This is a genomic window from Listeria kieliensis, assembly GCF_003369925.1.
Taxonomy (GTDB): Bacteria; Bacillota; Bacilli; order Lactobacillales; family Listeriaceae; genus Listeria; species Listeria kieliensis_A.
In genome coordinates this window covers 100039-125580 of record NZ_LARY01000003.1, presented here as the reverse complement: position 1 = coordinate 125580, position 25542 = coordinate 100039, and the positions used below count along the sequence as shown (strand labels likewise).

Annotated in this window: 21 protein-coding genes; all 21 read left to right on the top strand. The window is 41.6% G+C overall.

Annotation, left to right across the window (positions count from 1 at the left end):
- Positions 1 to 6 precede the first annotated feature (6 nt).
- The 21 genes from UR08_RS12010 to UR08_RS11910 all read left to right on the top strand — a co-directional run bounded on the left by UR08_RS12010 (position 7) and on the right by UR08_RS11910 (position 25532).
- Entirely contained in the window at positions 7 to 1272 is a 1266-nt protein-coding gene (locus UR08_RS12010) for an NlpC/P60 family protein (protein WP_115753912.1), read from the top strand.
- Between the two features lie 131 nt (positions 1273 to 1403).
- Entirely contained in the window at positions 1404 to 2765 is a 1362-nt protein-coding gene (locus UR08_RS12005; protein WP_115753911.1) for a murein hydrolase activator EnvC family protein, read from the top strand.
- Positions 2766 to 2887: 122 nt separating this feature from the next.
- Complete coding sequence (gene cls, locus UR08_RS12000) at positions 2888 to 4336, top strand: cardiolipin synthase (protein WP_115753910.1); 1449 nt, start codon at positions 2888 to 2890, stop codon at positions 4334 to 4336.
- Between the two features lie 32 nt (positions 4337 to 4368).
- Positions 4369 to 5544 (top strand): PDZ domain-containing protein, encoded by a 1176-nt coding sequence (locus UR08_RS11995; protein WP_115753909.1) that lies wholly within the window; start codon positions 4369 to 4371, stop codon positions 5542 to 5544.
- A gap of 143 nt (positions 5545 to 5687) precedes the next feature.
- Entirely contained in the window at positions 5688 to 6404 is a 717-nt protein-coding gene (locus UR08_RS11990; protein ID WP_115753908.1) for a response regulator transcription factor, read from the top strand.
- 4 nt (positions 6405 to 6408) lie between these two features.
- Complete coding sequence (gene pnpS / locus UR08_RS11985) at positions 6409 to 8181, top strand: two-component system histidine kinase PnpS (protein ID WP_115753907.1); 1773 nt, start codon at positions 6409 to 6411, stop codon at positions 8179 to 8181.
- Between the two features lie 261 nt (positions 8182 to 8442).
- Positions 8443 to 9336, top strand: coding sequence for a phosphate ABC transporter substrate-binding protein PstS family protein (locus UR08_RS11980; RefSeq protein WP_115753906.1), 894 nt, complete (start codon positions 8443 to 8445; stop codon positions 9334 to 9336).
- A 103-nt stretch (positions 9337 to 9439) separates the two neighbouring features.
- A complete protein-coding gene (gene pstC / locus UR08_RS11975; RefSeq protein WP_420812343.1) occupies positions 9440 to 10354 on the top strand; it encodes a phosphate ABC transporter permease subunit PstC in 915 nt (304 codons plus the stop codon).
- Positions 10351 to 11238 (top strand): phosphate ABC transporter permease PstA, encoded by an 888-nt coding sequence (gene pstA, locus UR08_RS11970; RefSeq protein WP_115753904.1) that lies wholly within the window; start codon positions 10351 to 10353, stop codon positions 11236 to 11238. The genes pstC and pstA overlap by 4 nt, the downstream gene beginning before the upstream one ends.
- Before the next feature lie 122 nt (positions 11239 to 11360).
- Positions 11361 to 12104, top strand: coding sequence for a phosphate ABC transporter ATP-binding protein PstB (gene pstB, locus UR08_RS11965; protein WP_240616097.1), 744 nt, complete (start codon positions 11361 to 11363; stop codon positions 12102 to 12104).
- A 21-nt stretch (positions 12105 to 12125) separates the two neighbouring features.
- Positions 12126 to 12896, top strand: a complete 771-nt coding sequence (gene pstB, locus UR08_RS11960; RefSeq protein WP_115753991.1) for a phosphate ABC transporter ATP-binding protein PstB — start codon at positions 12126 to 12128, stop codon at positions 12894 to 12896.
- A 14-nt stretch (positions 12897 to 12910) separates the two neighbouring features.
- Entirely contained in the window at positions 12911 to 13570 is a 660-nt protein-coding gene (gene phoU / locus UR08_RS11955) for a phosphate signaling complex protein PhoU (protein ID WP_115753903.1), read from the top strand.
- A gap of 289 nt (positions 13571 to 13859) precedes the next feature.
- Positions 13860 to 14162, top strand: a complete 303-nt coding sequence (locus UR08_RS11950; RefSeq protein ID WP_115753902.1) for an ArsR/SmtB family transcription factor — start codon at positions 13860 to 13862, stop codon at positions 14160 to 14162.
- Between the two features lie 35 nt (positions 14163 to 14197).
- Positions 14198 to 16300, top strand: coding sequence for a heavy metal translocating P-type ATPase (locus UR08_RS11945; protein WP_115753901.1), 2103 nt, complete (start codon positions 14198 to 14200; stop codon positions 16298 to 16300).
- 110 nt (positions 16301 to 16410) lie between these two features.
- Entirely contained in the window at positions 16411 to 16797 is a 387-nt protein-coding gene (locus UR08_RS11940; RefSeq protein WP_240616096.1) for a hypothetical protein, read from the top strand.
- 18 nt (positions 16798 to 16815) lie between these two features.
- A complete protein-coding gene (locus UR08_RS11935; RefSeq protein WP_115753900.1) occupies positions 16816 to 17469 on the top strand; it encodes an HD domain-containing protein in 654 nt (217 codons plus the stop codon).
- A 14-nt stretch (positions 17470 to 17483) separates the two neighbouring features.
- Positions 17484 to 17732, top strand: a complete 249-nt coding sequence (locus tag UR08_RS11930; protein ID WP_115753899.1) for a CsbA family protein — start codon at positions 17484 to 17486, stop codon at positions 17730 to 17732.
- Between the two features lie 189 nt (positions 17733 to 17921).
- Positions 17922 to 19895: an excinuclease ABC subunit UvrB gene (gene uvrB / locus UR08_RS11925; RefSeq protein WP_115753898.1), complete on the top strand. Its 1974-nt coding sequence runs from the start codon at positions 17922 to 17924 to the stop codon at positions 19893 to 19895.
- 6 nt (positions 19896 to 19901) lie between these two features.
- Positions 19902 to 22766, top strand: coding sequence for an excinuclease ABC subunit UvrA (gene uvrA / locus UR08_RS11920; RefSeq protein WP_115753897.1), 2865 nt, complete (start codon positions 19902 to 19904; stop codon positions 22764 to 22766).
- Positions 22767 to 22955: 189 nt separating this feature from the next.
- Complete coding sequence (locus UR08_RS11915) at positions 22956 to 24212, top strand: DUF4097 family beta strand repeat-containing protein (protein WP_115753896.1); 1257 nt, start codon at positions 22956 to 22958, stop codon at positions 24210 to 24212.
- Positions 24213 to 24287: 75 nt separating this feature from the next.
- Positions 24288 to 25532, top strand: coding sequence for a PspC domain-containing protein (locus tag UR08_RS11910; protein ID WP_115753895.1), 1245 nt, complete (start codon positions 24288 to 24290; stop codon positions 25530 to 25532).
- Positions 25533 to 25542: the final 10 nt, after the last annotated feature.

Below are 25542 nucleotides of genomic sequence, written 5' to 3'. Positions count from 1 at the left end.
AATTCTTTGAAAAAAAATGCGTTTATTGCAGTCTCACTTGCAGCAGTTATGAGTTTAACACCAGCTTTTACGACAGATGTTTTCGCGGACGTAAATAAGGATATCCAATCGCAGGATAAAAAAATTAGTGATTTGAAAGCTAAGAAAGGCGATTTACAATCGGAACTATCGAAATTAGTTTCTGATATGGATTCCGCTCAAAAGAAAGCAAAAGATTTGCAAGCGGACTTTGACAAAACAGGAAAAGAACTTAAACAGTTAAACAAAGAAATCCAAGAAATCAATGAACGTATTAAAGAACGTGAAGAAGTTTTGAAAGAACGCGCACGCGCAATGCAAAAAACTTCGAATTCAAATGCTTACCTTGATGTTATTCTAGGAGCTGACAATTTCTCTGACTTAGTAAGTCGTGTTTCAGCTGTTAACGAACTTGTTAACTCTGATAAATCGATCTTAGATGATCAACAAAGTGATGAAGCTGCACTTAAATCAAAACAAGCTGCAGTGAAGAAAACACAAGACAAACAACGTCAAGCAATTGCAGACTTCGAAGCACAACAAAATAAAATCGAAGCTCAAAAAGCTGAAAAAGAAGCGGTTGTTGCTAAACTTGCTCTTGAACAAGCAGGAGCTGAAAAAGCAAAATCTAATCTTGTAAGTGAGCGTGATAAACAAGCAGCAGCAGCGGCTGAACGTGCTCGTGAATTAGCGGCAGCAGCAGCGCCAACAGCTGGAGAATCTGTTGCATCAACAAGCAGCAGCTCATCTTCTTCAAGCTCAAATCGTACAGCATCTGCAAGCAATGTTTCGTCTTCTAGCAGTAAATCTTCTGCAGGAAACAGCAACACAAGCTCTTCTTCAAACAGTGGATCATCAGCTAGTAGCAATGCACCAGCTCCAAGTGGTAGTGGCTACTCTGCAATGATCGCAGCGGCTCGTGCGCAACTTGGTAAACCTTATTCTCTAGGGGCTTCTGGTCCAAGCGCATTTGACTGCTCAGGATTTACTTCTTATGCATTCAGAGCTGCTGGAATTAGCCTTCCAAGAACTTCTGGCGGACAGTATGCTTCTGCAACTAAAGTAAGTGCAAGTCAAGCAAAACCAGGTGATTTAGTATTCTTTAACTATGGTAGTGGAATTGCACACGTTGGGATTTATGTTGGCGGTGGTCAAATGATCAATGCACAAAATAACGGCGTTAAGTATGATAATATCTCGAGCGGTTATTGGGCTCGTTATCTTGTAGGCTACGGTCGTGTAGCGAACTTCTAAGGAATAGAAAACAAACATTTGAAAATCAAAGAAGTACCTTTGTCGAATTGAGATAAAGGTACTTTTTTTATCAAAAAAAGAAGTAAAGACTAATAAAAGTAGTAAAAATGAAGTGAGGTAAAGAAAGAAGAATGAAAAAAAATAAAACGATAGGCTTTGCTGCAACAGTTGCTGCTGCAGTATTAATTTTACAGCCGATGAATGTATTCGCGTCAAATATTTCTGAATTGGAACGGCAAAAACAAGGTGTTACTGAGGAAAGATCATCAGTTGAAAAAGGAATTGAAACAAAACGATCTGAATTAAATAAAATTGAATCAGACACAGCTTCTGTCAAAGCAACATTAGAACGTGTTTCTAAGGAAATTGATGAAACGAATGCGAAATTGAAAGAACAAGTTGAGAAAGTGAATACTGAGCAAAAACAAGTTCAAAAATTAAAACAAGAAATTGCAACGCTTAAAGAAGAGATTAAGCAACGCCAAAAAGTTCTTGAAAAACGCGCACGAGCAATTCAAACGAGCGGCAGTGGAAAGAGCTATTTAACGATTTTGATGCAGGCGGAAGATTTCAGTGATTTTATTGATCGCGCAAATTTGGTACAAGTTATCGTGAAATCAGATCAAGAAATTATGGAGAAGCAAAAAAGCGATCAAAAATTGTTGAAAGATAAGCAAGACACTTCTGAGAAAAAATTAGCTGAATTAAACAAGATGAAAGATCAAATTATGCTGACGAAAAACAACTTAGAAAGCCAAAAAGCTGAGCAAAATGATTTGATCAGTATGCTTGCAGCGAAGAAAAATAAAACAGCGCAGGAAACGGCGCTTCTTGAGGCGCAAAAAAGTAAACTCTCAAGCCAAGAACAATCACTTCTTTCTAACATCTCTGCTGCATATGCGGAGGAACAACGTAAAAAAGAAGAAGCGGCAAAACGAGCAATGGAAGAGCAACGTAGACAAAGCGCAGCACAGTCTGCAGCATCAGCAAGATCGGCTGCACCAAGCTCAAGCAAATCTGCACCAGTCACAAGTTCGCCAGTAGCACAAGCACCATCGACAGGAGGCGGTTCATCAAGTTCGGCTAGTGGTATGTTCATCAAACCGGCTCAAGGTATCTTAACTTCTGGGTTTAGCGATCGGACGAATCCTGTAACTGGACAGCATGAATCTCATAAAGGTCAAGATATTGCAGCGGGTGGTACAGTTCAAGTTGTTGCAGCAGCATCTGGTCGTGTAGTCTTTGCGGGTTATGGTGCGCCAGGAAGTGGCTATGGTGGTTACGGTTATGTTGTTGAAATTGACCACGGTAATGGTTACCAAACATTATACGGGCATATGCGTGCTGGAAGCTTAAATGTTGTTGCGGGTCAAAATGTGATGCAAGGACAAGCTATTGGAATTATGGGATCAACGGGGCAATCAACGGGGCAACATCTGCACTTTGAGATTCATAAAAATGGTGTTCCTATAAATCCAGCTCCATATTTATAAAATTTTTGAGGGCATCTCTCTTTTCTCGTGGTGGAAAAGGGAGATGTTTTTTTAGGGAAAATAGGCGAAACCTTATTTTTATGATATGATGTTCTAGAGTAAGTGAAAAAGGAGAGTGCTAAGTGGGGATTTTGACAGCTATTTTAGTCATCTTGTTAGTGCTAAATGTGTTTTTTGCGGGAGTTACAGTCTTTTTAGAACGAAGAGACACATCTGCTACGTGGGCTTGGCTTCTTGTCTTAACTTTTGTTCCTATTTTAGGATTCATTATTTATTTGATTTTTGGGAGAAAGCTTTCTAAGAAAAAGATTTTTGATTGGAAAGGACAAGAAAAAATTGGGATTAAGGAGTCAACGGCGAACCAAATTGAGTTAATTCGACAAAATGAATTTCCTTTTAGTGATCCGAATGTGCAGCACTACCGTGACCTAGTTTACCTTTTACTAGTTAACGATGGAGCCATTTTAACTCAAGATAATGAAGTGCAAGTTTATGTTGATGGACACGAAAAATTCGAAGCGCTAATGAAAGATATTGAGGCAGCGACAGATCATATACATATTATTTACTATATTTTCCACTCCGATGAGTTGGGTAAAAAAATGATTCATTTGCTTGAAAAAAAAGCCAAAGAAGGCGTTAACGTCAAAGTTATCTACGATGCAATGGGATCAAGAACGACCAAAAAATCTTTTTTTCGAGAACTGGAGAAAAGTGGAGGAATCGTGAGGCCGTTTTTCCCGTCTAAACTCCCCTTGATCAATTTTAGGCTGAACTACCGGAACCACCGCAAGTTAGCAATTATTGATGGCAAAGTGGGCTATATCGGTGGGTTCAACATTGGTGATGAGTACCTTGGGCTTTCGAAAAAATTTGGATACTGGCGCGATACCCATTTGCGGATTCATGGGAAAGCAGTGTACGCGATGCAAACGCGTTATATCATGGATTGGAATTCGGCGGCGCCTAATCATAAGATTGATTATAAGGCGCGCTATTTCCCGACTTTTCATGGGAAAGGGCAAACGTCGATGCAAATTGTGTCGAGCGGGCCGGATTCAGAGTGGCAGCAAATTAAGAATGGCTATATTAAGATGATTAATTCGGCGAAGCGGTCGATTTATTTGCAGACGCCTTATTTTATTCCAGATGCAAGCTTGTTTGAGGCACTTAAAATAGCTTCGCTTTCAGGGATTGATGTCCGGATTATGATTCCAAATAAACCGGATCATCCGTTTGTTTACCGAGCGACAACTAGTTATGCTGGGGAACTCATGGAAACAGGCGCTAAATTTTTCATTTATGATAATGGTTTTATTCATGCTAAAATGCTTGTCATTGATGGAGAAATTGCATCTGTTGGGACAGCAAATATGGATTTTCGGAGTTTTCGTTTGAATTTTGAAGTGAATGCGTTTATTTATGAAAAAGCTCTCGCAGCGAAACTTGAAGATATTTTCTTAGAAGATATTTTGAAGTCTTATCAGCTGACGCCGGAACTTTATAGCGAACGCTCACTTTGGATTAAATTTAAAGAAGCAGTAAGCCGGTTGCTTGCACCCATATTATAAGAAAGAATCGGTTTTAGGGGGCTTTTGTAGAAATGAATGTCATAGAAATTATTTTAAAAGGAATACTGAGTTTGCTACTTCAGCCGGTTTTTTACTTGTCGATTCTCTTAACAGTGCTGGCAGGCTATAATCGTGTGAAATGGGAGCGGCGTTCGTTTAGCGTCCGAATTTACTCGCCATTTCTTGAACTGAAAAACTTTTTTTCGCTTGGAATCGGAATTGCGATTGTTCTTTCTGTTGTTTCCTTTTTCATTGGATTCGGGATCATGCAAGTTTGGATCGTTATTTTTAATATCGTTACGATTTTGGTTCTGATTGTAGCGATGTTCCGACTTAGTTCAACAGCGATCACCATTGGGATTTCGAGTTTAGTTTTTTACTTCTGTTATTATTATGATATTAAGTTTGGACCTTTCCAAGACACTTTGCTGTCTTATGACGCGCTTTATATTGATAATTTCATGATTGCGATGACTTTCTTGCTTGCGATTTTATTATTTGTTGAAGCCTGGTTAATTCAGCATACCAGTGCAAAGTCACCGTCACCTTCGCTTAGAAAAAGCGGACGCGGTAAGCTTATTGGCGGGTTCCAGCTTAGAAAGCTTTGGTTTATCCCGCTCATTGCTTTTGTTCCAGGAACAGAAATTACACATATATTTGATTTTTGGCCGATTTTTAACATTGGCTCTGAATCCTACACACTAGTGCTATTACCGCTTGTCATCGGCTTTCAACAGCAAACACGTTCAGAACTGCCGGAAGATCTTAGCCGAAAAATTGCCATGCAAGTTACTACACTTGCGGTTATCGTTGCGGCGATTGGATTGATCAGCATTGCTTCGCCAGTGATGACGCTTGTTGCCTTCGTGCTTGCGATTATTTCGAGATTTTGGATTTCATGGCGCTTCTATCGGACAGACAAAAATGCTCCGCTTCGCTACAAACCAGAACCGGATGGGATTGTAATTCTCGGAGCTCGTAAGGATACGCCGTCATCACGGATGCACCTTGTTGCAGGTGAAAAAATCACGGAGGTAAATAGTATACCCGTGAAAAACCGAACAGAGCTGTATGAAGCACTAAATAAAAACCGAGCTTTTTGTAAGTTGAAAGTGGTGGGGTTGAATGGAGAGCCGCGTTTTGAACAGACCGCTCTTTATGAGAATGACTCATTTGAACTGGGCTTGCTGCTCGTTGAACCAAGATAATTTTTACAAGTCTGCTTCAAGGAGCAGACTTGTTTTTTGTTTAAGTTTTTGTAAAAAAATTGTGGATTGCTATCCGACAACGTTAAATCCATGCTATATTTAGGTTAACAAATAGAGGAAAGCTGGAAGAGAGGGAAAGCATTGTGACAAAAATTTTAGTTGTAGATGATGAAACGTCCATTGTTACGCTTCTGGAATATAACATAAAAAAAGCTGGCTATGAAGTGATCACTGCTTTTGATGGTGCAGAGGGTTATGAACGAGCGGTCTCGGAGCAGCCAGATTTGATTGTACTCGATTTGATGCTGCCTAAAATGGATGGCATCGAGGTGACGAAAAAATTACGACAAAGTAAAGTGGATGTGCCGATTTTGATGCTTACGGCAAAGGATGAGGAATTGGATAAAATTATTGGCCTTGAACTGGGGGCAGATGACTATTTGACGAAGCCATTTAGCCCGCGCGAAGTCCTTGCTCGAATCAAGGCGATTTTAAGACGCGCCGCGAAGGGAGACCAATTTGATAAAGAGGCATCTGGAAGCGGAGAAGAAAATAAGCTCGTCATCGGCGAACTGGAAATTCTTCCAGAAAGTTATCAAGCTTTTTTACGTGGCAAAGCGCTTGAACTTACGCCGAAAGAATTTGAGTTGCTGCTTTATTTGGCGAAGCATCGCGGAAAAGTGTTCTCACGTGACCAGCTGCTTGATACGGTTTGGAACTATGATTATATTGGCGAGACGCGAATTGTCGATGTTCATGTAAGTCATTTGCGCGATAAAATTGAGACGGATACGAAGCAACCACAATATATCAAAACGGTTCGCGGGTTTGGATATAAAATGGAAAGTGCAAAGGAATAAGCGGATGAATAAATTATGGTTGAAAATTGGCGTTTCATTTTTCGTTTTATTTTTTATTACGATTGTGGTTGTGGGAGTTTTTTCTGGAGAACTCATGAAATCAACCTACATGAAAATGAAGGAAGACCAGTTAAAAGATGAAGCGCAAATTTTAGTGCATACACTGAATCTGAGTAACCAAGACTTAGATAGACGTGAGGCAGAACTGGAAGAGGCCGTGGCACCGCTTGGTAAAGAAGTGGATGCGCGGATTACCATCATTGATCAAACAGGTCAAGTAGTGATGGACTCGAAAGAAAACCCAGAAAAGCTTGGAAATCACGCGAGTCGACCGGAATTTCAAGCAATACTCGAAGGCAAGAAGTCTGTCGGGATAGCAACAAGAAAAAGCGCCACGGTAGGCTACAGCATGCTTTATGTAGCGGTACCTATTTTGCATGACGGAAAAGTAGATGGAGCCGTACGGATTTCCGTTTCGCTTGAATCTATTGAAAAAGCAGTGGACACACTTTGGGGTAACCTGCTCTTAATTTTGCTCCCGATACTACTTATTATTGCAGCGATTAGTATCATTATCGCAAGGCGAATTACACGTCCTGTAAAAGAAATCATCGAAGTTTCAAATGACTTAGCTTCGCGCAATTACAGCAGCCGAATTTACGGGAAATCTAGCGGGGAACTCCAAGAAATTTCAGTTTCTGTCAATAAACTAGCGGAAAGTTTGGAACAACAAATGTATGAAATCCGCGAAAATTCTCAGCGCCTATCTGCGATTGTAGAAAATCTTGTGAGTGGAGTCATGTTGATCAACTATGATAAAGAAATCATCATGACCAATAAAGCGATGTATCAAATTTTAGGTGAGCAGGAAATTACTGGAAGAACTTTTTATGAAGTGATTAAAAGCTTTAGCGTGAGTCAATTAATTGAAAAAGGCTTCCAAGAAAAGCAGCGTGCACAAGAAGAAGTATCGATTTATTTCCCAAGAGAAATGATTTTAGATGCCAGTGTAACACCGATTTTGATGGAGGACGGGGAAGTCTCTGGCGTTGTCCTTTTACTGCATGACATCACGCAAATCCGTCATTTGGAAAACGTTCGCTCTGAATTTGTTGCGAATGTCTCGCATGAACTAAAAACGCCCGTAACGGCTGTCAAAGGCTTTGCTGAAACCTTGCTTGACGGAGCGATGCACAACGAAGAGCTGCTACGACAATTTTTAACGATTATTAAAGACGAAAGCGAACGATTAAACCGATTAATTTTGGATATCTTGGCGCTTTCGAAAATCGAACAAAAAACCCTTCCTATTCAAATAGAACAAGTGAACTTAGATGATGTGATTCGCCAATCGGTAGAGATGGTGAGCGAATTTGCAGCTACAAAGTCGATCGAACTGGAACTGCCGGAAAAACACGAACCACCACTTGAAATTGCAGCAGAGCGCGACCGGATCCAGCAAATCCTCGTTAATTTGTTGTCGAATGCGATTCAATATACACAAGCAGAAGGAAAAGTTCGCTTGAGTTTGGACGACGCGGGAGATTATGTCGTGCTGAAAGTGAGCGATAATGGGATTGGGATTCCAGAAAAAGACTTGGAACGGATTTTTGAACGATTTTACCGAGTAGATAAGGCAAGAAGCCGCCATTCTGGCGGAACGGGTCTAGGTCTCTCGATTGTGAAACATCTAGTTGAAAGTATGGCTGGTGAAATTTTTGTCACGAGTAAAGAAGACCAAGGAACAACATTTGAAATTAAATGGCCGAAGAAGTAATTTGTCTTTCATCCAAAGATATACTTGAAAAACGAAGTTTTGTAACAATCCTAAATTATAGCAAGCCAACCTTAACACGCCTAGGTGAAATTTTCGCCTAGGCGTGTTTTTCTAGCCCAAAAATTCATTTTCTTGTCATCTTTTTTACGAAATTTAAAGATTTACACGATCTTAACATTAGCTAAATAACGGCTTAACGCTTTCTGGTTATAGTAGGTATTGTAAGGATAACCAATTTATCAAATAAGGTGGGTAATAAAAATGAAAAAAAAGGTTTTGGGTATAGCAACAATTTTATCAGCTTTAATGCTTGTTCTTGCGGCTTGTGGGGGCGGAAGTTCTTCAAATAGCTCAGGCGGTGATTCTAAGGAAACGTCTGGTTCACTTACAGCCGTTGGTTCAACGGCGTTACAACCTCTTGTGGAAGCTGCTGGAAAACAATTTCAGTCGGAAAATCCTAAAGCGCAAATCAATGTGCAAGGTGGTGGATCCGGAACGGGGTTAACGCAAGTTCAACAAGGCGCAGTTGAAATCGGAAATTCTGATGTGTTTGCGGAGGAAAAAGATGGTGTCGATGCTTCGAAACTGGTCGATCATAAAGTGGCCGTTGTAGGCATGGCTCCAGTCGCGAACAAAGATGTCGGCGTTGATAATTTAACGCAACAACAGTTGATCGACATTTTCACAGGGAAAGTAACAAACTGGAAAGATGTCGGCGGTAAAGATGAGAAAGTAACTGTCATTAACCGAGCTGAAGGAAGTGGAACGCGTGCCACGTTCGAACAGTGGGCGCTAAAAGGTGAAACACCAATTAAAGCACAAGAGCAAGACTCTTCTGGAACGGTTCGTAAAATTGTGAGCGAAACTCCTGGAGCGATCAGTTATCTAGCATTTTCTTACATTAATAAATCTGTAGTTGGTTTATCTGTAGATGGCGTAAAACCAGATGAGAAAAACGTCGCAACGAACGAATGGAAAATTTGGTCTTATGAGCACATGTATACGAACGGAAAACCAAAAGGACTTACGAAAACATTCCTTGATTACATGGTTAGTGACGCTGTCCAAAAGGATATTGTTCCACAACTTGGCTATCAGTCAATTAAAGAAATGAAAGTGGAACGCGATGCAGACGGGAAAATCACCGAGTTATAAAGCAAAATGCGAAAAATAGTGAAAATGGGAAGTCTATCCTTCATGACTAGGATAGACTTGCCCGCATGTTAGGGAACGGAAGGAGTTTTACGTTTTGGAAATCATGAATGAAGAAAAACTGACACGCGTATCCAAAAAAGCACGTCTTGAATCAAGAGGGAAAATTATTACCTTTATCTGTATTGCTGTGATGGTCATCGCGGCAGTTTCCATCCTTTATTTTGTCATTTCAAAAGGATTATCCACCTTTTTTATTAATAAAGTATCATTTTGGGATTTCATCTCTGGGAAGGATTGGAATCCAACGAAAACAGATGCAGCTGGCAATGCCCTAGTCGGCGCACTTCCGATGATCATCGGTTCATTTGCGGTAACTTTGCTAGCGGCTTGTATCTCGGCTCCGCTTGCAATTGGAGCAGCAATTTTTATGGTTGAAATTTCGCCGCGTTTCGGGAAAAAAGTATTGCAACCAGTTATTGAGCTGCTTGTTGGGATTCCATCAGTCGTTTATGGATTTATTGGCTTAAGTGTTATTGTGCCATTTATTCGAGAGCACATTGCGGGAAGTGGCTTCGGGATTGCTGCTGCCACAGTTGTGTTAACCGTCATGATTTTACCCACGGTCACATCACTTTCCGTAGATGCAATCAAAGCCGTGCCTCGTCATTACCGGGAAGCTTCACTTGCGCTTGGAGCAACAAGATGGCAAACGATTTGGCGTGTCGTGCTTCGTTCCTCACGTGCGGGCATTTTGACAGCCGTTGTATTCGGGATGGCTCGCGCATTTGGTGAAGCACTGGCTGTTCAGATGGTGATCGGGAACTCAGCTGTGATTCCAACTTCACTTTTTGAACCAGCTTCGACTTTGACCAGTATTTTGACGATGGGTATGGGGAATACCGTCATGGGAACGCTCGATAACAATATTCTTTGGTCGCTTGCGATGGTTCTGCTCGCGATGTCACTCTTTTTCATCATTATTATCCGATTCATCGGCCGTAGGAGGAAAGCAAAATGAATGTAAAAACCAAAGACAAGATTGCAACCGGCGTTTTTTACTTCATAGCCGTCCTGATTACCCTGATACTCGCAAGTTTACTTGGTTATATTCTTGTGAAAGGCGTGCCGAAACTTAGCCTCGATTTCTTGACAAATCCTCCGCAAGCATTTAAAGCGGGTGGTGGGATCGGACCTGAAATCTGGAATTCCTTTTACATGTTGATCATAACAATGCTCATTTCGATTCCACTTGCCCTCGGCGCAGGGATTTACATGGCTGAATATGCCCGGAAAAATTGGCTGACCGACTTAATCCGAACGACCATCGAAGTTTTAAGTTCATTGCCATCCATCGTAGTAGGACTTTTCGGATTCCTCGTTTTCGTTATCCAAATGGGCTGGAGCTTCTCGGTATTATCCGGTGCGCTCACCCTCACGATTTTCAACTTACCGCTTTTGATTCGTGTCGTTGAGGATGCGCTTCGAGCGATCCCAAATACACAACGTGAAGCAGGTCTTGCGCTTGGGATTTCTAGATGGGAAACGATCACGCGGGTTCTTGTCCCAGCCGCTCTTCCGGCGATCATAACCGGCATCATCCTTGCGGCAGGACGTGTATTTGGTGAAGCCGCAGCACTTATTTTCACAGCAGGACAAAGCACGCCGATTTTGGACTTCACAAACTGGAACCCGGCTGATGTCACCTCGCCGCTCAACATTTTCCGCCCAGCAGAAACGCTTGCCGTGCACATTTGGAAAATCAACGGTGAAGGAATTATGCCAGATGCACGCGCGGTTTCAGATGGAGCCTCGGCCGTTTTGATTCTATCGGTGCTTCTGTTCAATATTTTGGCTCGCTTACTTGGCAAACTAGTATTCAAAAAAATGACGTCTTCGTCTTAAACAAAGGAGTTTTGAAGATGCTGTTAACGAAAAATCAAACCAGTGCAGAGATGCTGGATAAGCAAGAAACAAGAACTGAAGCTTTGGCGAATGGATCTAGCTTAGCGGCAAGCCGCCATGCGATGGCGACAGAAGACCTCCACGTATACTATGGCGACAATCATGCGATCAAAGGCGTGAATTTAGCTTTCCCTGAAAATCAAGTTACCGCGCTAATCGGTCCATCCGGATGCGGCAAATCCACTTATTTGCGGGCGCTTAACCGTATGAATGAAGAAATTGATGGCTGCCGGATGGAAGGAAAAATTTTCTATGACGATATCAATATTAACCGGAAAGAAATTGATCTTTACCGAATTCGACAAGAAATCGGGATGGTTTTTCAGAAACCGAATCCATTTTCGAAGTCCATCTATGAAAATATTGCATTTGGGCTGAAGCGTCACGGGATGCGTAGTAAAAAAGAATTGATGGAACGCGTGGAAAAAAGCTTGCGCGGGGCCGCACTTTGGGATGAAGTGAAAGACGATTTGAATAAAAGCGCGCTTTCGCTTTCTGGCGGCCAACAGCAACGGCTTTGTATTGCAAGGGCAATTGCGATGCAGCCTAAAGTTTTGCTCCTCGACGAACCAGCATCGGCACTCGATCCGATTTCGACTAGCAAAATTGAAGATTTGATTAACGAACTAAAAGAGAAATATACGATTGTCATTGTGACGCATAACATGCAACAAGCCGCACGTGTATCGGACTTCACAGCCTTTTTCTATCTCGGCGAAGTTGTAGAATTCAAAGAAACAACGGAACTTTTCACGAACCCATCAGAAAAGCGGACGGAAGATTATATTTCTGGAAACTTTGGTTAAAGGAGCGATTTTAAGATGGAAATGACGACCGAAAAAACCAAATTTATGATTGAAACAACGGATGTTGATTTATTTTATGGAGCCAAACAAGCTCTCAAAAAAGTTTCGCTTTCAATTAAAGAAAACCAAGTCACCGCATTAATCGGCCCTTCTGGATGTGGGAAATCCACATTTTTGCGGACGCTCAATCGGATGAATGACTTGATTCCTAACGTGAAAACGACTGGTAGCATCCAAATTTCAAATGAAGAAATTAATCAAGCAAAGGTGGATCTTGTGGGACTTCGAAAGCGCGTCGGGATGGTCTTTCAGCAGCCGAATCCTTTCCCGTTTTCGATTTATGACAATGTGGCTTACGGACCGCGGATGCATGGCGTGACAAACCGAAAAGAACTGGATGCGATTGTGGAGCGGAGTCTCCGCCAAGCTGCCCTTTGGGATGAAGTCAGCGACAGGCTCGACAAACCCGCAACAGGAATGTCGGGCGGGCAGCAGCAGCGCCTCTGCATTGCGCGAGTTCTTGCCGTAAAACCCGAAGTCATTTTGATGGACGAACCAACCTCGGCGCTTGATCCCATTTCAACAGCCAAGGTGGAAGATTTGATTTTGGAATTGAAAAAAGACTATACGATCGTCATCGTAACCCACAACATGCAACAAGCCTCTCGGATTTCCGATGAAACGGCGTTTTTCTTAAATGGCGAGATTATTGAGTTTGCGGACACCAACACCATTTTTACGAACCCTACAAAACAAAAAACAGAAGACTATATTTCTGGTCGATTTGGATAAGGAGTGAAAACACTATGGTAGTGAGAAAGTTATTTACGGAGCAATTAAACGATTTGCATCAACATTTATTAGAAATGGGGATGCTTGTAAATGAAGCGATTTTTAAAGCCATGAAGTCTCTTTCAGAGCGGGATAGCAAGCTTGCGGATCAAGTGATAGCGGAAGATAAAGCCATTAATAATATGGAATTATCACTTGAACAAGGTTCTTTTGAGCTGATTGCGTTGCAGCAACCGGTCGGAACGGATTTACGAAAAATTGTAACAGTTTTAAAAGCAAGCTCTGATTTGGAACGAATGGGGGACCATGCAGTTAGCATTGCGAAAGCGACGATTCGCTTAGGGGACAGCAAAGTGCTAAAGCCGATCTCTGAGATTCCTGAAATGGGAGAAATTGTGAAGTCCATGTTGCATGATGTGCTAAATGCTTATTTAGCGGGAGATGCAGTGGCTGCGCGCGAAATTGCCGCACGTGACAATGAAGTTGATAAGTTGCATCGAGTCGTGTCGCGCAAATGTATTGAACAGATGCAGGAAAATCCCGATCACGTAGAGGAAATTTCACATTTGTTGCTGGTTGCTCAAAATTTAGAACGAATTGGTGACTATATCACGAATATTTCAGAATGGATCGTCTATCTGGATAGTGGGGAGATTGAAGAACTTAATAATTAATCCAATAACCTTTCGGCGGCTTATTTCTAAATATCGAAATTTGAGGGTCTTGTTGCCGGAAGGTTTTTTTATTGGGATGTGCAGTTTTATGGGTGAAAGCTGACATTATGCGAAGGAAGAAGGTCATAAAAATATAGGGTTTTACTTGCTTTTTTTGACTTTTTATATTATTATATGTGTATATTAACATATAATAATATAAAAACCTAATTCACTAAAGTTGCCAAAAGCCGTATAGACACGCTATCATATGATTATATGAACATATAATAATGGAGTGTGAACGGTTATGGAAAATCATTCAAAACTTGACGAAGAAACGTTGCTAGATGTTACACAAATTTTTAAGGCGCTTTCAGATCCAACACGTGTCCAAATTTTGAATCTCTTGCAAGAACGAGAGTATTCCGTGAATGAAATCGCGCGCACCCTTTCTTTTAATCAAACGACGGTTTCTCATCAGTTGCGTTTTTTAAAGAACTTACGACTGGTGAAATCACGGCGAGAGGGAACGACGATTTATTATTCACAAGATGATCACCATGTGCTTGAACTCCTTAAGCAAGCGATTCATCATGTTGAGCATAGGTAAGGTAAGCGAGGCAGCCAAGCTAGGAGAGGATTACGATGACAGAGTACAGATTGACAGGACTTTCATGTGCCCACTGTTCTGAAAAACTGGAGCGAGAAATTCAGAATTTAAACCATGGCAGTGAAGCGAAAATTTTTTATAACACATCCAAATTGATTCTTCCAGATGGAATCCCACTTGCCACGGTTGAAAAAATTCTAAAAACAGAAAATGTAGCGATTGTGAAACCAAATGAGGAGCATTCAGAAGATGCGCATGATCATAGCCATGAGCATGGAAATGATAAGAAACTTTTGATCCAACTGGGCATTTCAACCGTACTGTTCATTGTGGCTCTTGTTCTTGGAAATAAAATTCCTTGGATTGCTTCTTTTGCCATCTACTTAGCAGCTGCGGGACTTAGTGGCTATCAAACTTTCTTTAAGGGCCTTAAAAACCTTTTCCGGTTGAAATTTACGATTGATACACTGATGACAGTTGCTTTGATTGGGGCTTTTGCCATTGGAGATTACAAAGAAGGAACCGTTGTTGCGATTTTGTTTGGCTTAAACGAATACTTAGAAGGTTTCGGAATGCGCCAAGCGAGAAAATCCATGTCGGAACTTTTAAAAGTAGCACCTAAAACAGCTAATGTCATCGTAAACGGCGAAGTGAGCCAAATCCCGATTTCGAAATTGCAATTGCGAGATGTGGTCTTAATTCGTGCAGGCGAAAAAGTGCCCTCAGATGCAACAATCATTGAAGGCGCTAGTTCCTTTAACGAAGCAGCGATTACCGGGGAATCCATGCCAGTTGAAAAACAAATTGGAGATGCGTTATTTGGCGGTTCCATTAACAATGAAGGAACGATTAAAGCTGAGATTTCGGCTTTATATGAAGATTCTTCTCTTGCCAAAATTCTTCATTTGGTTGAAGAAGCACAAGAAACGAAAACGCCAACTGAGCTTTTCATCGATAAATTTGCGCGTTACTATACACCAGCGATTATGCTTTTTGCCGTGCTCATCGCGTTTGTTCCACCCCTTCTTTTCGGAGCAGACTTTTCAAAATGGCTTTATGAAGGGCTTGCAGTTCTAATTATCGGCTGCCCGTGCGCACTCATTCTTTCTTCGCCGGTTGCGATCGTGTCTGGGATCACTCGCAGTGCCAAAAATGGCGTGTTGATCAAAGGCGGTGTTTTCCTCGAACAACTCGGGAAAATTAAGCAAATTGCCTTTGATAAAACAGGAACACTTACGAGCGGAAAACCCGTTGTGGCGGAATTGATCGCGTATGATGATCGCTTCATGGATATCGCCTCGCGGATGGAAAGCGATTCGCTTCACCCGATTGCCTCAGCGATTATTCAAAAAGCGGAAAATGACGGTGTGAAAATCGGCAAGATGGACTCGATGGAAACCATCGCCGGAAAAGGCCTTGCTGGACGCTTAGAAGGCAACGCCTACTTTATGGGAAATGAAAGCCAGATTCCGGATGGGGCTTGGAGTGACAAGGCGCGTTCGGATGTGCGGACCTTGAAGCAAGCTGGCTACACGGTCGTTGTGGCAGCATCTGAATGGCAAATTCTCGGCATGTTCGGTATCCGCGATGCGCTTCGGCCAGAAAGCCGCGAACTCATTTCGGATTTGCATCAAATTGGTGTAACAAATACCATCATGCTGACCGGGGACCATGCGAAGACAGCCGAGCAAGTGGCATCGGAAATTGGGATGGACACATATTATGCGGACTTATTGCCCGAGGAAAAACTGGATCGCATCCGGAAAATTCAATCCGAAACTGGGAAAGTGATGATGGTCGGAGATGGCATCAATGATTCACCTGCGCTTGCTACAGCAGATCTCGGGATTGCCATGGGAAAAGGCACCGATAGTGCTATTGAAGTGGCGGATGTTGTCTTGATGCAGGATCACTTGCTGAAACTCCCGATGACCATCCGGATCGCCAAAAAAGTTCGTAAAATCATTGGCTTTAACATTGCATTTGCATTAGGGCTGAAAATTTTGGCACTTCTTTTGACCCTGCCAGGCTTACTGACGCTTTGGATGGCAATCATGGCGGATATGGGAGCGACGATCATTGTGACGCTTCTCAGTTTGACAATTTTGATTCGGTCGAAAGAAGAAAAAATCAAATAACTAGAAAGGGCGCCTGTTCGTTTCCTGCAAAGGGAAAAGGCGTCTTTTTGTCGAAAACTTTGGCTTTCTGTGGTAAAGTAAAGAACAAATAAGACTTTGGAGGGAAAGCTTTGAAACTCACGTCAACGCAAAAAACAGCCATCATCGCGGGCTTTATTTTGATGCTTTTGGTCGCTATTCTTGGACTTTTATTTAATCAGTCGCTTGTTCTCGTTTCGTTACTCGGCATTGGGCAATTTATCTTGATTCAAGTGATTTGTTTTATTTGGATTTATGTACCGATCAAAGCGGAACGGCCTCGAAAGCAAAAATTATTTATCTGGGGAATCTTGCTCACGGCTGCAGTTCTTTTAATTATTGCTTTTATTGTGCCAGATAATTTTCGCTCTTATTCGGGCTTTATGATTGCACTCGTCGGATATGCGGCTGCAGTTGTGATGCGTGAAGTGGAAAATACGAATCCTACGAACAAAAAGCAACAAAGCAGCAAAAAATAATCGAGAAGGAGTGTTAAGATGGGAATTCATCAATATTTTCAAAGTTTATCGGATCTTGAAAACATTTATCGTTGTCCGGGAAAATTTAAATATCAGGAGCATTCCGTCGCTGAACATTCTTTCAAAGTCACAAGTATTGCTCAATTTTTTGGGAACGTAGAAGAAAAAGCAGGAAATCAAGTCGATTGGCGGGCGCTTTATGAAAAAGCGCTAAACCACGATTATTCTGAACTTTTTATTGGCGACATTAAAACGCCTGTCAAATATGCGACGGCGGAGCTCCGGGAAATGCTTTCCGAAGTGGAAGAAAGCATGACGCAAAATTTTATTGAGCGGGAGATCCCCAGTGAATTTCAAGCAATCTATCGTCATTTGTTAAAAGAAGGCAAAGATGAAACGCTTGAAGGAAAAATTCTAGCGATTGCAGATAAAGTGGATTTACTATATGAATCGTTTGGTGAAATCCAAAAGGGAAATCCGGAAAATGTTTTTGTTGAAATCTATAGTGAGGCGCTTGCAACGATTTATAAATATCAGGAGATGGCAAGTGTAAAATACTTTCTGGCAGAAATTCTGCCAGATATGCTACATGAAAAGGGAATCCGCAAAACCGAGCTTCCTGAATTAACGAATGCTATTACTGCTCAGGCTTTAAAGGACGATTCTAAGTAAAGGAGAGAGGAAACATGGTAGATCAGATGCTTTCGGCTATTTTCTTTCCTGGGCTTTTGGTCATCATGTTTGCGCGCATTACTTATAATCGCTATATTGCGCTTCTTTTGATGGTGATCTTGATCGCGGCAAGTGTGAAGCTAGGTTACACGAAAACTTACCTGCTAATGATTTTAGACGCGCTATCGATGACGGTAGGTTTTGCTGTTGCAACGATCATGCTTAAGCGGCTAAAGGCAAGAGGAAAGCACATGGATAGGTGAAAAATAACAAAAGTGATAAAATAGATTAGAGAGAGAAAACGTGATCCGCCGAGATGACGTTTTTTCGTTCGCCAGAAAACCGAAAATATGTTCGCTTTTTGCTAGGCGAATAGAATACTTTATGGTAAAATGAAAGAATCTTATGTATGAGCGAAAGAATTTAAGCGAGCAGGAATGGAGGAAGAGGTATTGACTGATAAATTTGAACTCGTTTCAGAATATAAACCGTCTGGCGATCAGCCAAGAGCGATTGAAAAACTAGTTGCAGGGCTTAATAAAGGCGTGAAACATCAAACTTTACTTGGGGCAACGGGAACCGGGAAGACATTTACGGTGTCTAATGTCATTCAGGAAGTTAATAAGCCGACGCTTGTTATGGCTCATAATAAAACATTAGCAGGGCAACTTTATAGTGAATTTAAAGAGTTTTTTCCGAACAATGCTGTTGAATATTTTGTCAGTTATTATGATTATTATCAACCAGAAGCCTATGTTCCGCAAAGTGACACTTATATAGAAAAAGATGCGAGTATTAACGATGAAATTGACAAACTGCGACACTCAGCAACAGCTGCTTTATTTGAACGGCGTGATGTCATCATCATCGCGAGTGTTTCTTGTATATACGGTTTAGGGGCACCAGAAGAATATGGTAAATTACTTGTTTCGCTAAGAACTGGAATGGAACTTGGACGAGATGAGTTACTTCGTCGTTTAGTTGCGATTCAGTATGACCGAAATGATATTGACTTCCAGCGTGGCCGTTTTCGTGTGCGCGGAGATGTTGTCGAAATTTTTCCCGCTTCACGTGATGAACACTGTATTCGCGTTGAGTTTTTCGGAGATGAAATCGAACGAATTCGTGAAGTTGACGCTTTAACGGGTGAAATTATTGGCGACCGGGAACATGTTTCGATTTTCCCGGCTTCTCACTTTGTGACGAGCCCTGATATTATGAAGATTGCTATTCAAAATATTAAGCTGGAGTTAGCAGAGCGTTTAAAAGAATTGCGCAGTCAAGATAAACTATTAGAAGCGCAACGTCTTGAACAGCGGACTAACTATGATATTGAAATGATGGAAGAAATGGGCTACTGCTCAGGGATTGAAAACTATTCAAGGCATTTAGCTTTACGGGAACCGGGTTCTACGCCTTACACATTGCTTGATTATTTCCCAGATGACTTCCAAATTGTGATTGATGAGTCGCACGTTACAATGCCTCAAATTCGGGGCATGTACAACGGGGACCAAGCGCGGAAACAAATGCTTGTGGATCATGGTTTTAGACTGCCATCAGCACTGGATAATCGTCCGCTTCGATTGGAAGAATTTGAAAAGCATGTTAATCAAATTGTTTATATTTCTGCAACGCCAGGTCCTTACGAACTCGAACACAATCCAGATGTAGTCGAACAAATCATTCGTCCAACAGGGCTGCTTGATCCAATTATTGAAGTTCGTCCGATTGAAGGACAAATTGATGATTTGATCGATGAAATCAATGACCGAACTGGAAAAGACGAACGGGTTCTAGTCACCACTTTGACGAAAAAAATGGCAGAAGATCTAACGGATTACTTGAAAGAAGCGGGCATCAAAGTCCAGTATTTACACTCTGAGATCAAAACTCTCGAACGGATCGAAATCATCCGAGATTTAAGATTAGGCGTATTTGACGTACTCGTTGGGATCAACTTGCTACGTGAAGGAATTGACTTGCCGGAGGTTTCGCTTGTTGCGATCTTAGATGCAGACAAAGAAGGTTTCCTTCGTTCTGAACGGTCGCTTATTCAAACAATGGGACGCGCTGCGCGGAATGAACACGGGAAAGTTATTATGTATGCGGATAATATGACAGATTCCATGACGAAATCCATTGATGAAACGGAACGTCGTCGTAAAATTCAAGAGGAATATAATGAAAAACATGGAATTGTACCGAAAACGATTCGAAAAGAAATTCGTGGCGTGATTTCTGCAACAACGGCTTCAGAAGAGGAAGACGAGAAACTTCAAGACTTGAGCAAGCTAACGAAACAAGAACGCGGACAATTAATTGAAGATATGGAACATGAAATGAAGGCTGCTGCGAAGGCACTTGACTTCGAACGAGCGGCTGAACTTCGGGATGCACTTTTAGAACTTAAAGCGGAAGGATGAGCAGATTTGAAAAAAGATAAGATCGTAATCCAAGGAGCGAGAGCACACAATTTGAAAAACGTTGATGTGGAAATCCCGCGCGATAAGTTAGTCGTTATGACTGGCTTATCGGGTTCTGGGAAGTCTTCGCTTGCTTTTGATACGATTTATGCGGAAGGACAAAGGCGCTACGTTGAATCATTGTCTGCATATGCGAGACAGTTCCTTGGGCAAATGGATAAACCAGATGTGGATTTGATTGAAGGTTTGAGTCCAGCGATTTCGATTGACCAAAAAACGACAAGTCGAAATCCACGTTCGACAGTTGGGACCGTAACTGAAATTCATGATTATTTGCGGTTGCTTTACGCTCGTGTAGGGCACCCAATTTGCCCGAATCACGGAATTGAAATTACTTCACAGACGATTGATCAGATGGTAGATCGTGTGTTTGAATATCCTGAAAAAACACGGATCCAAATTATGGCTCCGATCGTTTCAGGAAAAAAAGGAACACATAAGAAAACGTTTGAAGAAATTAAAAAGCAAGGTTACGTACGAATTCGCGTAGATGGCGAAGTGTATGATGTAAATGATGAAATCGAACTGGAAAAAAACAAGAAACATTCGATTGAAATCATCATTGACCGGATTGTGATCAAAGAAGGCGTGCATTCGCGTCTATATGATTCCTTAGAGTCAGCACTTAAGCTCGCAGATGGTTATGCTGTTGTGGATGTGATCGGTGAAAAGGAATTGCTGTTTAGCGAACACTACGCGTGCCCGTACTGCGGTTTTACGGTTGGTGAATTAGAGCCACGTATGTTTTCGTTCAACAGTCCATTTGGTGCTTGTCCAACTTGTGATGGTCTTGGAACAAAACTTGAAGTGGATGTAGAAACAGTTATTCCGGATCCATCACTTTCGTTAAACGAAGGGGCTATCGTACCTTGGAAGCCTATTAGCTCACAATATTATCCGCAGATGCTTGCTTCTGCCTGTGAAGAGTTTGGGATTGATATGGATACACCGTTTGAAAAACTTTCGAAAGAGCATCAAAATATCATCTTAAATGGTTCTGGTGAAAAAGAATTTTTCTTTAAATATAAGAATGATTTTGGAATGACACGGGAAACTTGGATGCCGTTTGAAGGGATTTTGCCGAATATTGAGCGGCGCTACCGGGAAACGAACTCGGATTTCACGCGTGACCAAATGGCGCAATATATGACTAATTTGCCATGTCCAACTTGTCATGGTTATCGTTTGAAGGAAGAAGCTCTTGCTGTCAAAGTGGACGGGAAGCATCTTGGGGAAGTAAGCGATTATTCGATTACAGAAGGCTATGATTTCTTTGAAGGCCTTGATTTATCGGAAAAAGAATCACAAATTGCTGCACCGATTTTGAAAGAAGTTCGAAACCGATTAGGTTTTCTTAAAAATGTCGGATTGAATTATTTAACGTTGAGTCGAGCGGCTGGAACGCTTTCTGGTGGTGAAGCGCAACGAATTCGATTGGCTACACAAATTGGTTCGAAGCTTACTGGAGTGCTTTACATTTTAGATGAGCCTTCGATTGGGTTGCATCAGCGGGATAATGACCGGCTTGTGAATACACTTCAAGGCATGCGAGATATTGGCAATACGCTCATCGTTGTGGAACATGATGAGGATACAATGATGGCAGCGGATTATTTGATTGATATTGGACCAGGAGCCGGGGAACACGGCGGAGAAATTGTGGCTGCTGGAAGCCCGGAAGAAGTTGCGAACGATGCCAATTCAATCACAGGTGCGTATCTTTCTGGTAAGAAATTTATTCCTGTTCCAACGAAGCGTCGTAAAGGAAATGGTAATAAGCTTGAGATTATCGGTGCCAAGGCAAATAACTTGAAAAATGTGTCAGCGGATATTCCACTTGGAACTTTTACTTGTGTGACTGGGGTTTCTGGCTCTGGAAAAAGTTCACTCGTGAATGAAGTTCTTCGAAAGACGCTTTCTCGAAAACTAAATCGTGCGAATGCTAAGCCAGGAGCGCATAAGGAAATCAAAGGAATCGAACACCTTGAAAAGATCATTGATATTGATCAGTCACCAATCGGACGGACGCCAAGATCAAATCCGGCCACATATACTGGAGCGTTTGATGATATTCGTGATTTGTTTGCTTCGACAAATGAAGCGAAAGTTCGTGGATATCAAAAAGGCCGGTTTAGTTTTAATGTGAAAGGTGGACGTTGTGAAGCTTGTAAAGGGGACGGCATTATCAAAATTGAAATGCACTTTTTGCCGGATGTTTATGTTCCTTGTGAGGTTTGTGGCGGAAAACGTTATAATAGTGAAACGCTTGATATTCATTACAAAGGAAAGAATATTGCAGAAGTGCTAGATATGACGGTGGAAGAAGGGCTTGAATTTTTCCAAAACCAACCGAAAATTGCTCGGAAATTGCAAACGATTGTGGATGTAGGACTTGGCTATATTCGTTTAGGTCAACCTGCAACGACGCTTTCAGGCGGGGAAGCGCAACGTGTGAAACTCGCTTCGGAACTCCATAAACGCAGCAACGGAAAGTCGTTTTATATCTTGGATGAGCCTACGACAGGGCTGCATGTTGATGATATTGGCCGTTTGCTCGGAGTCTTGCAACGACTCGTCGAAAATGGCGATACGGTTCTTGTGATTGAGCACAATTTGGATGTGATCAAGCAAGCTGATTATTTGATTGACCTCGGGCCAGAAGGTGGCGATGGAGGCGGTCAAATTATCGCGAAGGGAACGCCTGAAAAGGTAGCGGCATCGAAGAAATCGTATACGGGGCACTACTTGAAACCGATTTTGGAACGTGATAAGAATCGTATGAAGGAAAAGGTAGCCGAAAAGCAAAAATAAGTTGATAAGCTTGGTCTGGATGAAAGTAGCCAGATCAGGCTTTTTCTTTTCCCCAAAAGTCTAAAGAAAGAATCGTTCTTAGGTTGTATGACAGAATTTATGTGATGCGTCATAATAGAACTATAATAAATGAGACACTCAATCAATTGGAACTTTTGAATAAATGATAAATTTTTGGAGGGAAGAAACATGGAAAATGAACGTAAACGTATTTTGGAACTCGTAAAACAAGGCGTTATCTCAACGGAAGAAGCTTTGATGTTACTTGAAAATATTTCGAAAAAAGAAGGAAAAAGCGCAGCTTCGGAAAATATGCGTCAAGCTGATTGCTCGGAAGCTCGTCAGGAAGAGGAGGAGCAAGAGGAAGTGGGTTATGATTATTCGCAAGGTTGGAACACCAAAGATAATCCGTATCGTGGCGGAGAAGCTAAAAAAACGCGTCCTCGTCCTCAAAAGTTAACAAACAAGGAAGAAAGAGCTAAATTAGAACGTGAAAAGCAAGCGAAACGCGAAGAAACGTTGAAAAATGTAATGAGTGATTTATCGCAAGCGGGTGAAAAAATTGGTTCTTTCTTGGGAAGTGCTATCAATCAAGTGAAGGATATGCCGTTTCCATTTTTAACCTCAACGAAGCTAGAACGCGAATTTGTTTATCATGATACGACGCTTTCAATTTTAGAGTTTGATGTTGCGCTTGGGAATATTGAATTCAAGCCATCGGAAAATGATGATATTCGTGTGAAGGCTGCGATTAAGCTCTTCAAGGAATACCCAGAAGAGGAAGCAATGAAGATTTTCTTTGATCGAACGACGCTTCGGGTAGATGAAGAAACGCTTCGATTCGAATCTAAATCAAAACAAATTGTGACCAACTTGACGGTTTACTTGCCACGCCGGGAATATGATTATGTTTCAATCAAAATTTTGAATGGGAATTTCCACATTGATGAGCTAGTTGGACGTGACTTGTTTGCGAAAACAACGAATGGCAATATTAGTGTCGGAACGCTTCAAGCGACACTTGCTGAAATTGAATCAATCAATGGAAATGTTCGGATTCAAAATGGGAAAGTGCGAGATGTTTCGCTTAAAACGCTAAATGGGAATGTGGCTGTGAAAGGTGAGTTTTATTCAAGTAACTTGACCACTAAAAATGGAAATGTGCGTTATCAACTGGAAAATGCCAATGCAGTTTATCTCAAGGCGAAAGCTGGTGCTGGAAACATTGAGGTTATCGTGCCGAAGGAATCGGGCTTGGATGGACGAATTCATACCAATCTAGGTAAATTGTTGCTTGATGTGAAGGATGCGAATGTTCTCGATTCAAAAACGGAATCAGTGAACAAGATGATGGTATTTACGAAAGCTTCAAATGAAGATTCGGAAGCACTGAAAGTAGAAGCTGAAGCAACGACGGGCAATGTGAAAATTAGAGACTTTAAATAAATGCAATTTGCGGGAAGCAGCATCCCTGTTTCCTGCTTAGTTAGTTAAGTTTTAGGAAGAAAGGAAGCACAAGCTATGGAGAAAAAGTTAAGAAGGTCGCGAGTAGATCGTAAAGTGGGTGGTGTTTTCGGAGGTATTGCGGAATACACTGGAATTGATGCAACGATTTTACGGCTCGTTTTTATTGCCTTTGCGATTTTTACGATGAAAACCGGGATTGCAATCATCGCTTACATTATTGCTTTGTTTGTGATTCCTTCAAGTAACATGAATAATGATGAAGTGAGAGCGGAATTTCGTCGCCGGCAAGATGAAAAGCGTCGTTACGTGAGTGAAAGACGTGGGCAACGCTTTGACCGAATGGACGAAAAAGTGGCAAGAAAGCAGGCTCATATGGAACGCGGTCGCATGCGAAATGCTGATAAAATGCGTCCATCACATACGCCAGAACCGTCAATTCACCGCGGGGGAGCGAGACCGCGTCCAACTCGTGAATTCACGTTCGATGCAACGACGTTCAAGGCGCTTAAAGTTCAAATTGCGACAGGAGACGTCCGCATCCGTGTTTGGGAAAAAAATGAATTGAAGATGCGCGTTGTTCTTGCGGTTCATGAAAAAGCTCGGTCGATTCGCCAAATGAGTGAAGATAAATTGTGGGATTATTTCTTTAGCCAAACTATGTTAGAAATTGATCCAGCGCAATTTACGTTTGAATCAAGAAAAGATATTTTGAAAACAGATGTCGTTTTGACGGTTCCTAAAAGACTGTATGAACAAGTTAAAATTCAACTACTCAACGGAAACTTGAAATTTGATGATATTTCAGTAGAAGATACAATTATTAAGATTCACCACGGGGATCTTCGCTCTTCAGCAGCTAGCGGTAAATTCTTAAGTGCAGATTTACAAGATGGCGAAATTTTCTTCAAGCAAGCCAATATTGAAAATCTCGATCTTGTTACGCAAAAAGGAGACGTAGTTGTGGATGGCAATTTTATTACCACGATTGCTAAATCCGCTAAGGGCGATGTGGAGTATAACTTGCACAATGATTCTGCAACAGCAGCAGATTTGAAAGCCCCGAATGGAGATATTCGCATCCAGATTCCCGCATCGTGGAACGTGGATGGGACGCTTGGAACCAAACGAGAAAAAATTTACTTTGATTTGAAAAATGCTAAGGTTTGGGATGATTCGACTCAAGCACTTGTTTTCACTCAAAATGCTGAAGAAATAAGTACAGCAACTCTGCAAGCTAACGTAGATACTGGAATTATTAAAGTGACTGAACTGGAAGAAAAACAGGAAAATGTTTTATAATCATTAAAAG

Coding starts and splice junctions, on each gene's coding strand:
- UR08_RS12005 (WP_115753911.1), top strand. CDS start 1,404: ATGAAAAAAAATAAAACGATAGGCTTTGCTGCAACAGTTGCTGCTGCA.
- UR08_RS11995 (WP_115753909.1), top strand. CDS start 4,369: ATGAATGTCATAGAAATTATTTTAAAAGGAATACTGAGTTTGCTACTT.
- pnpS (WP_115753907.1), top strand. CDS start 6,409: ATGAATAAATTATGGTTGAAAATTGGCGTTTCATTTTTCGTTTTATTT.
- UR08_RS11980 (WP_115753906.1), top strand. CDS start 8,443: ATGAAAAAAAAGGTTTTGGGTATAGCAACAATTTTATCAGCTTTAATG.
- pstC (WP_420812343.1), top strand. CDS start 9,440: ATGAATGAAGAAAAACTGACACGCGTATCCAAAAAAGCACGTCTTGAA.
- pstA (WP_115753904.1), top strand. CDS start 10,351: ATGAATGTAAAAACCAAAGACAAGATTGCAACCGGCGTTTTTTACTTC.
- pstB (WP_240616097.1), top strand. CDS start 11,361: ATGGCGACAGAAGACCTCCACGTATACTATGGCGACAATCATGCGATC.
- pstB (WP_115753991.1), top strand. CDS start 12,126: ATGACGACCGAAAAAACCAAATTTATGATTGAAACAACGGATGTTGAT.
- phoU (WP_115753903.1), top strand. CDS start 12,911: ATGGTAGTGAGAAAGTTATTTACGGAGCAATTAAACGATTTGCATCAA.
- UR08_RS11950 (WP_115753902.1), top strand. CDS start 13,860: ATGGAAAATCATTCAAAACTTGACGAAGAAACGTTGCTAGATGTTACA.
- UR08_RS11945 (WP_115753901.1), top strand. CDS start 14,198: ATGACAGAGTACAGATTGACAGGACTTTCATGTGCCCACTGTTCTGAA.
- UR08_RS11935 (WP_115753900.1), top strand. CDS start 16,816: ATGGGAATTCATCAATATTTTCAAAGTTTATCGGATCTTGAAAACATT.
- UR08_RS11930 (WP_115753899.1), top strand. CDS start 17,484: ATGGTAGATCAGATGCTTTCGGCTATTTTCTTTCCTGGGCTTTTGGTC.
- UR08_RS11915 (WP_115753896.1), top strand. CDS start 22,956: ATGGAAAATGAACGTAAACGTATTTTGGAACTCGTAAAACAAGGCGTT.
- UR08_RS11910 (WP_115753895.1), top strand. CDS start 24,288: ATGGAGAAAAAGTTAAGAAGGTCGCGAGTAGATCGTAAAGTGGGTGGT.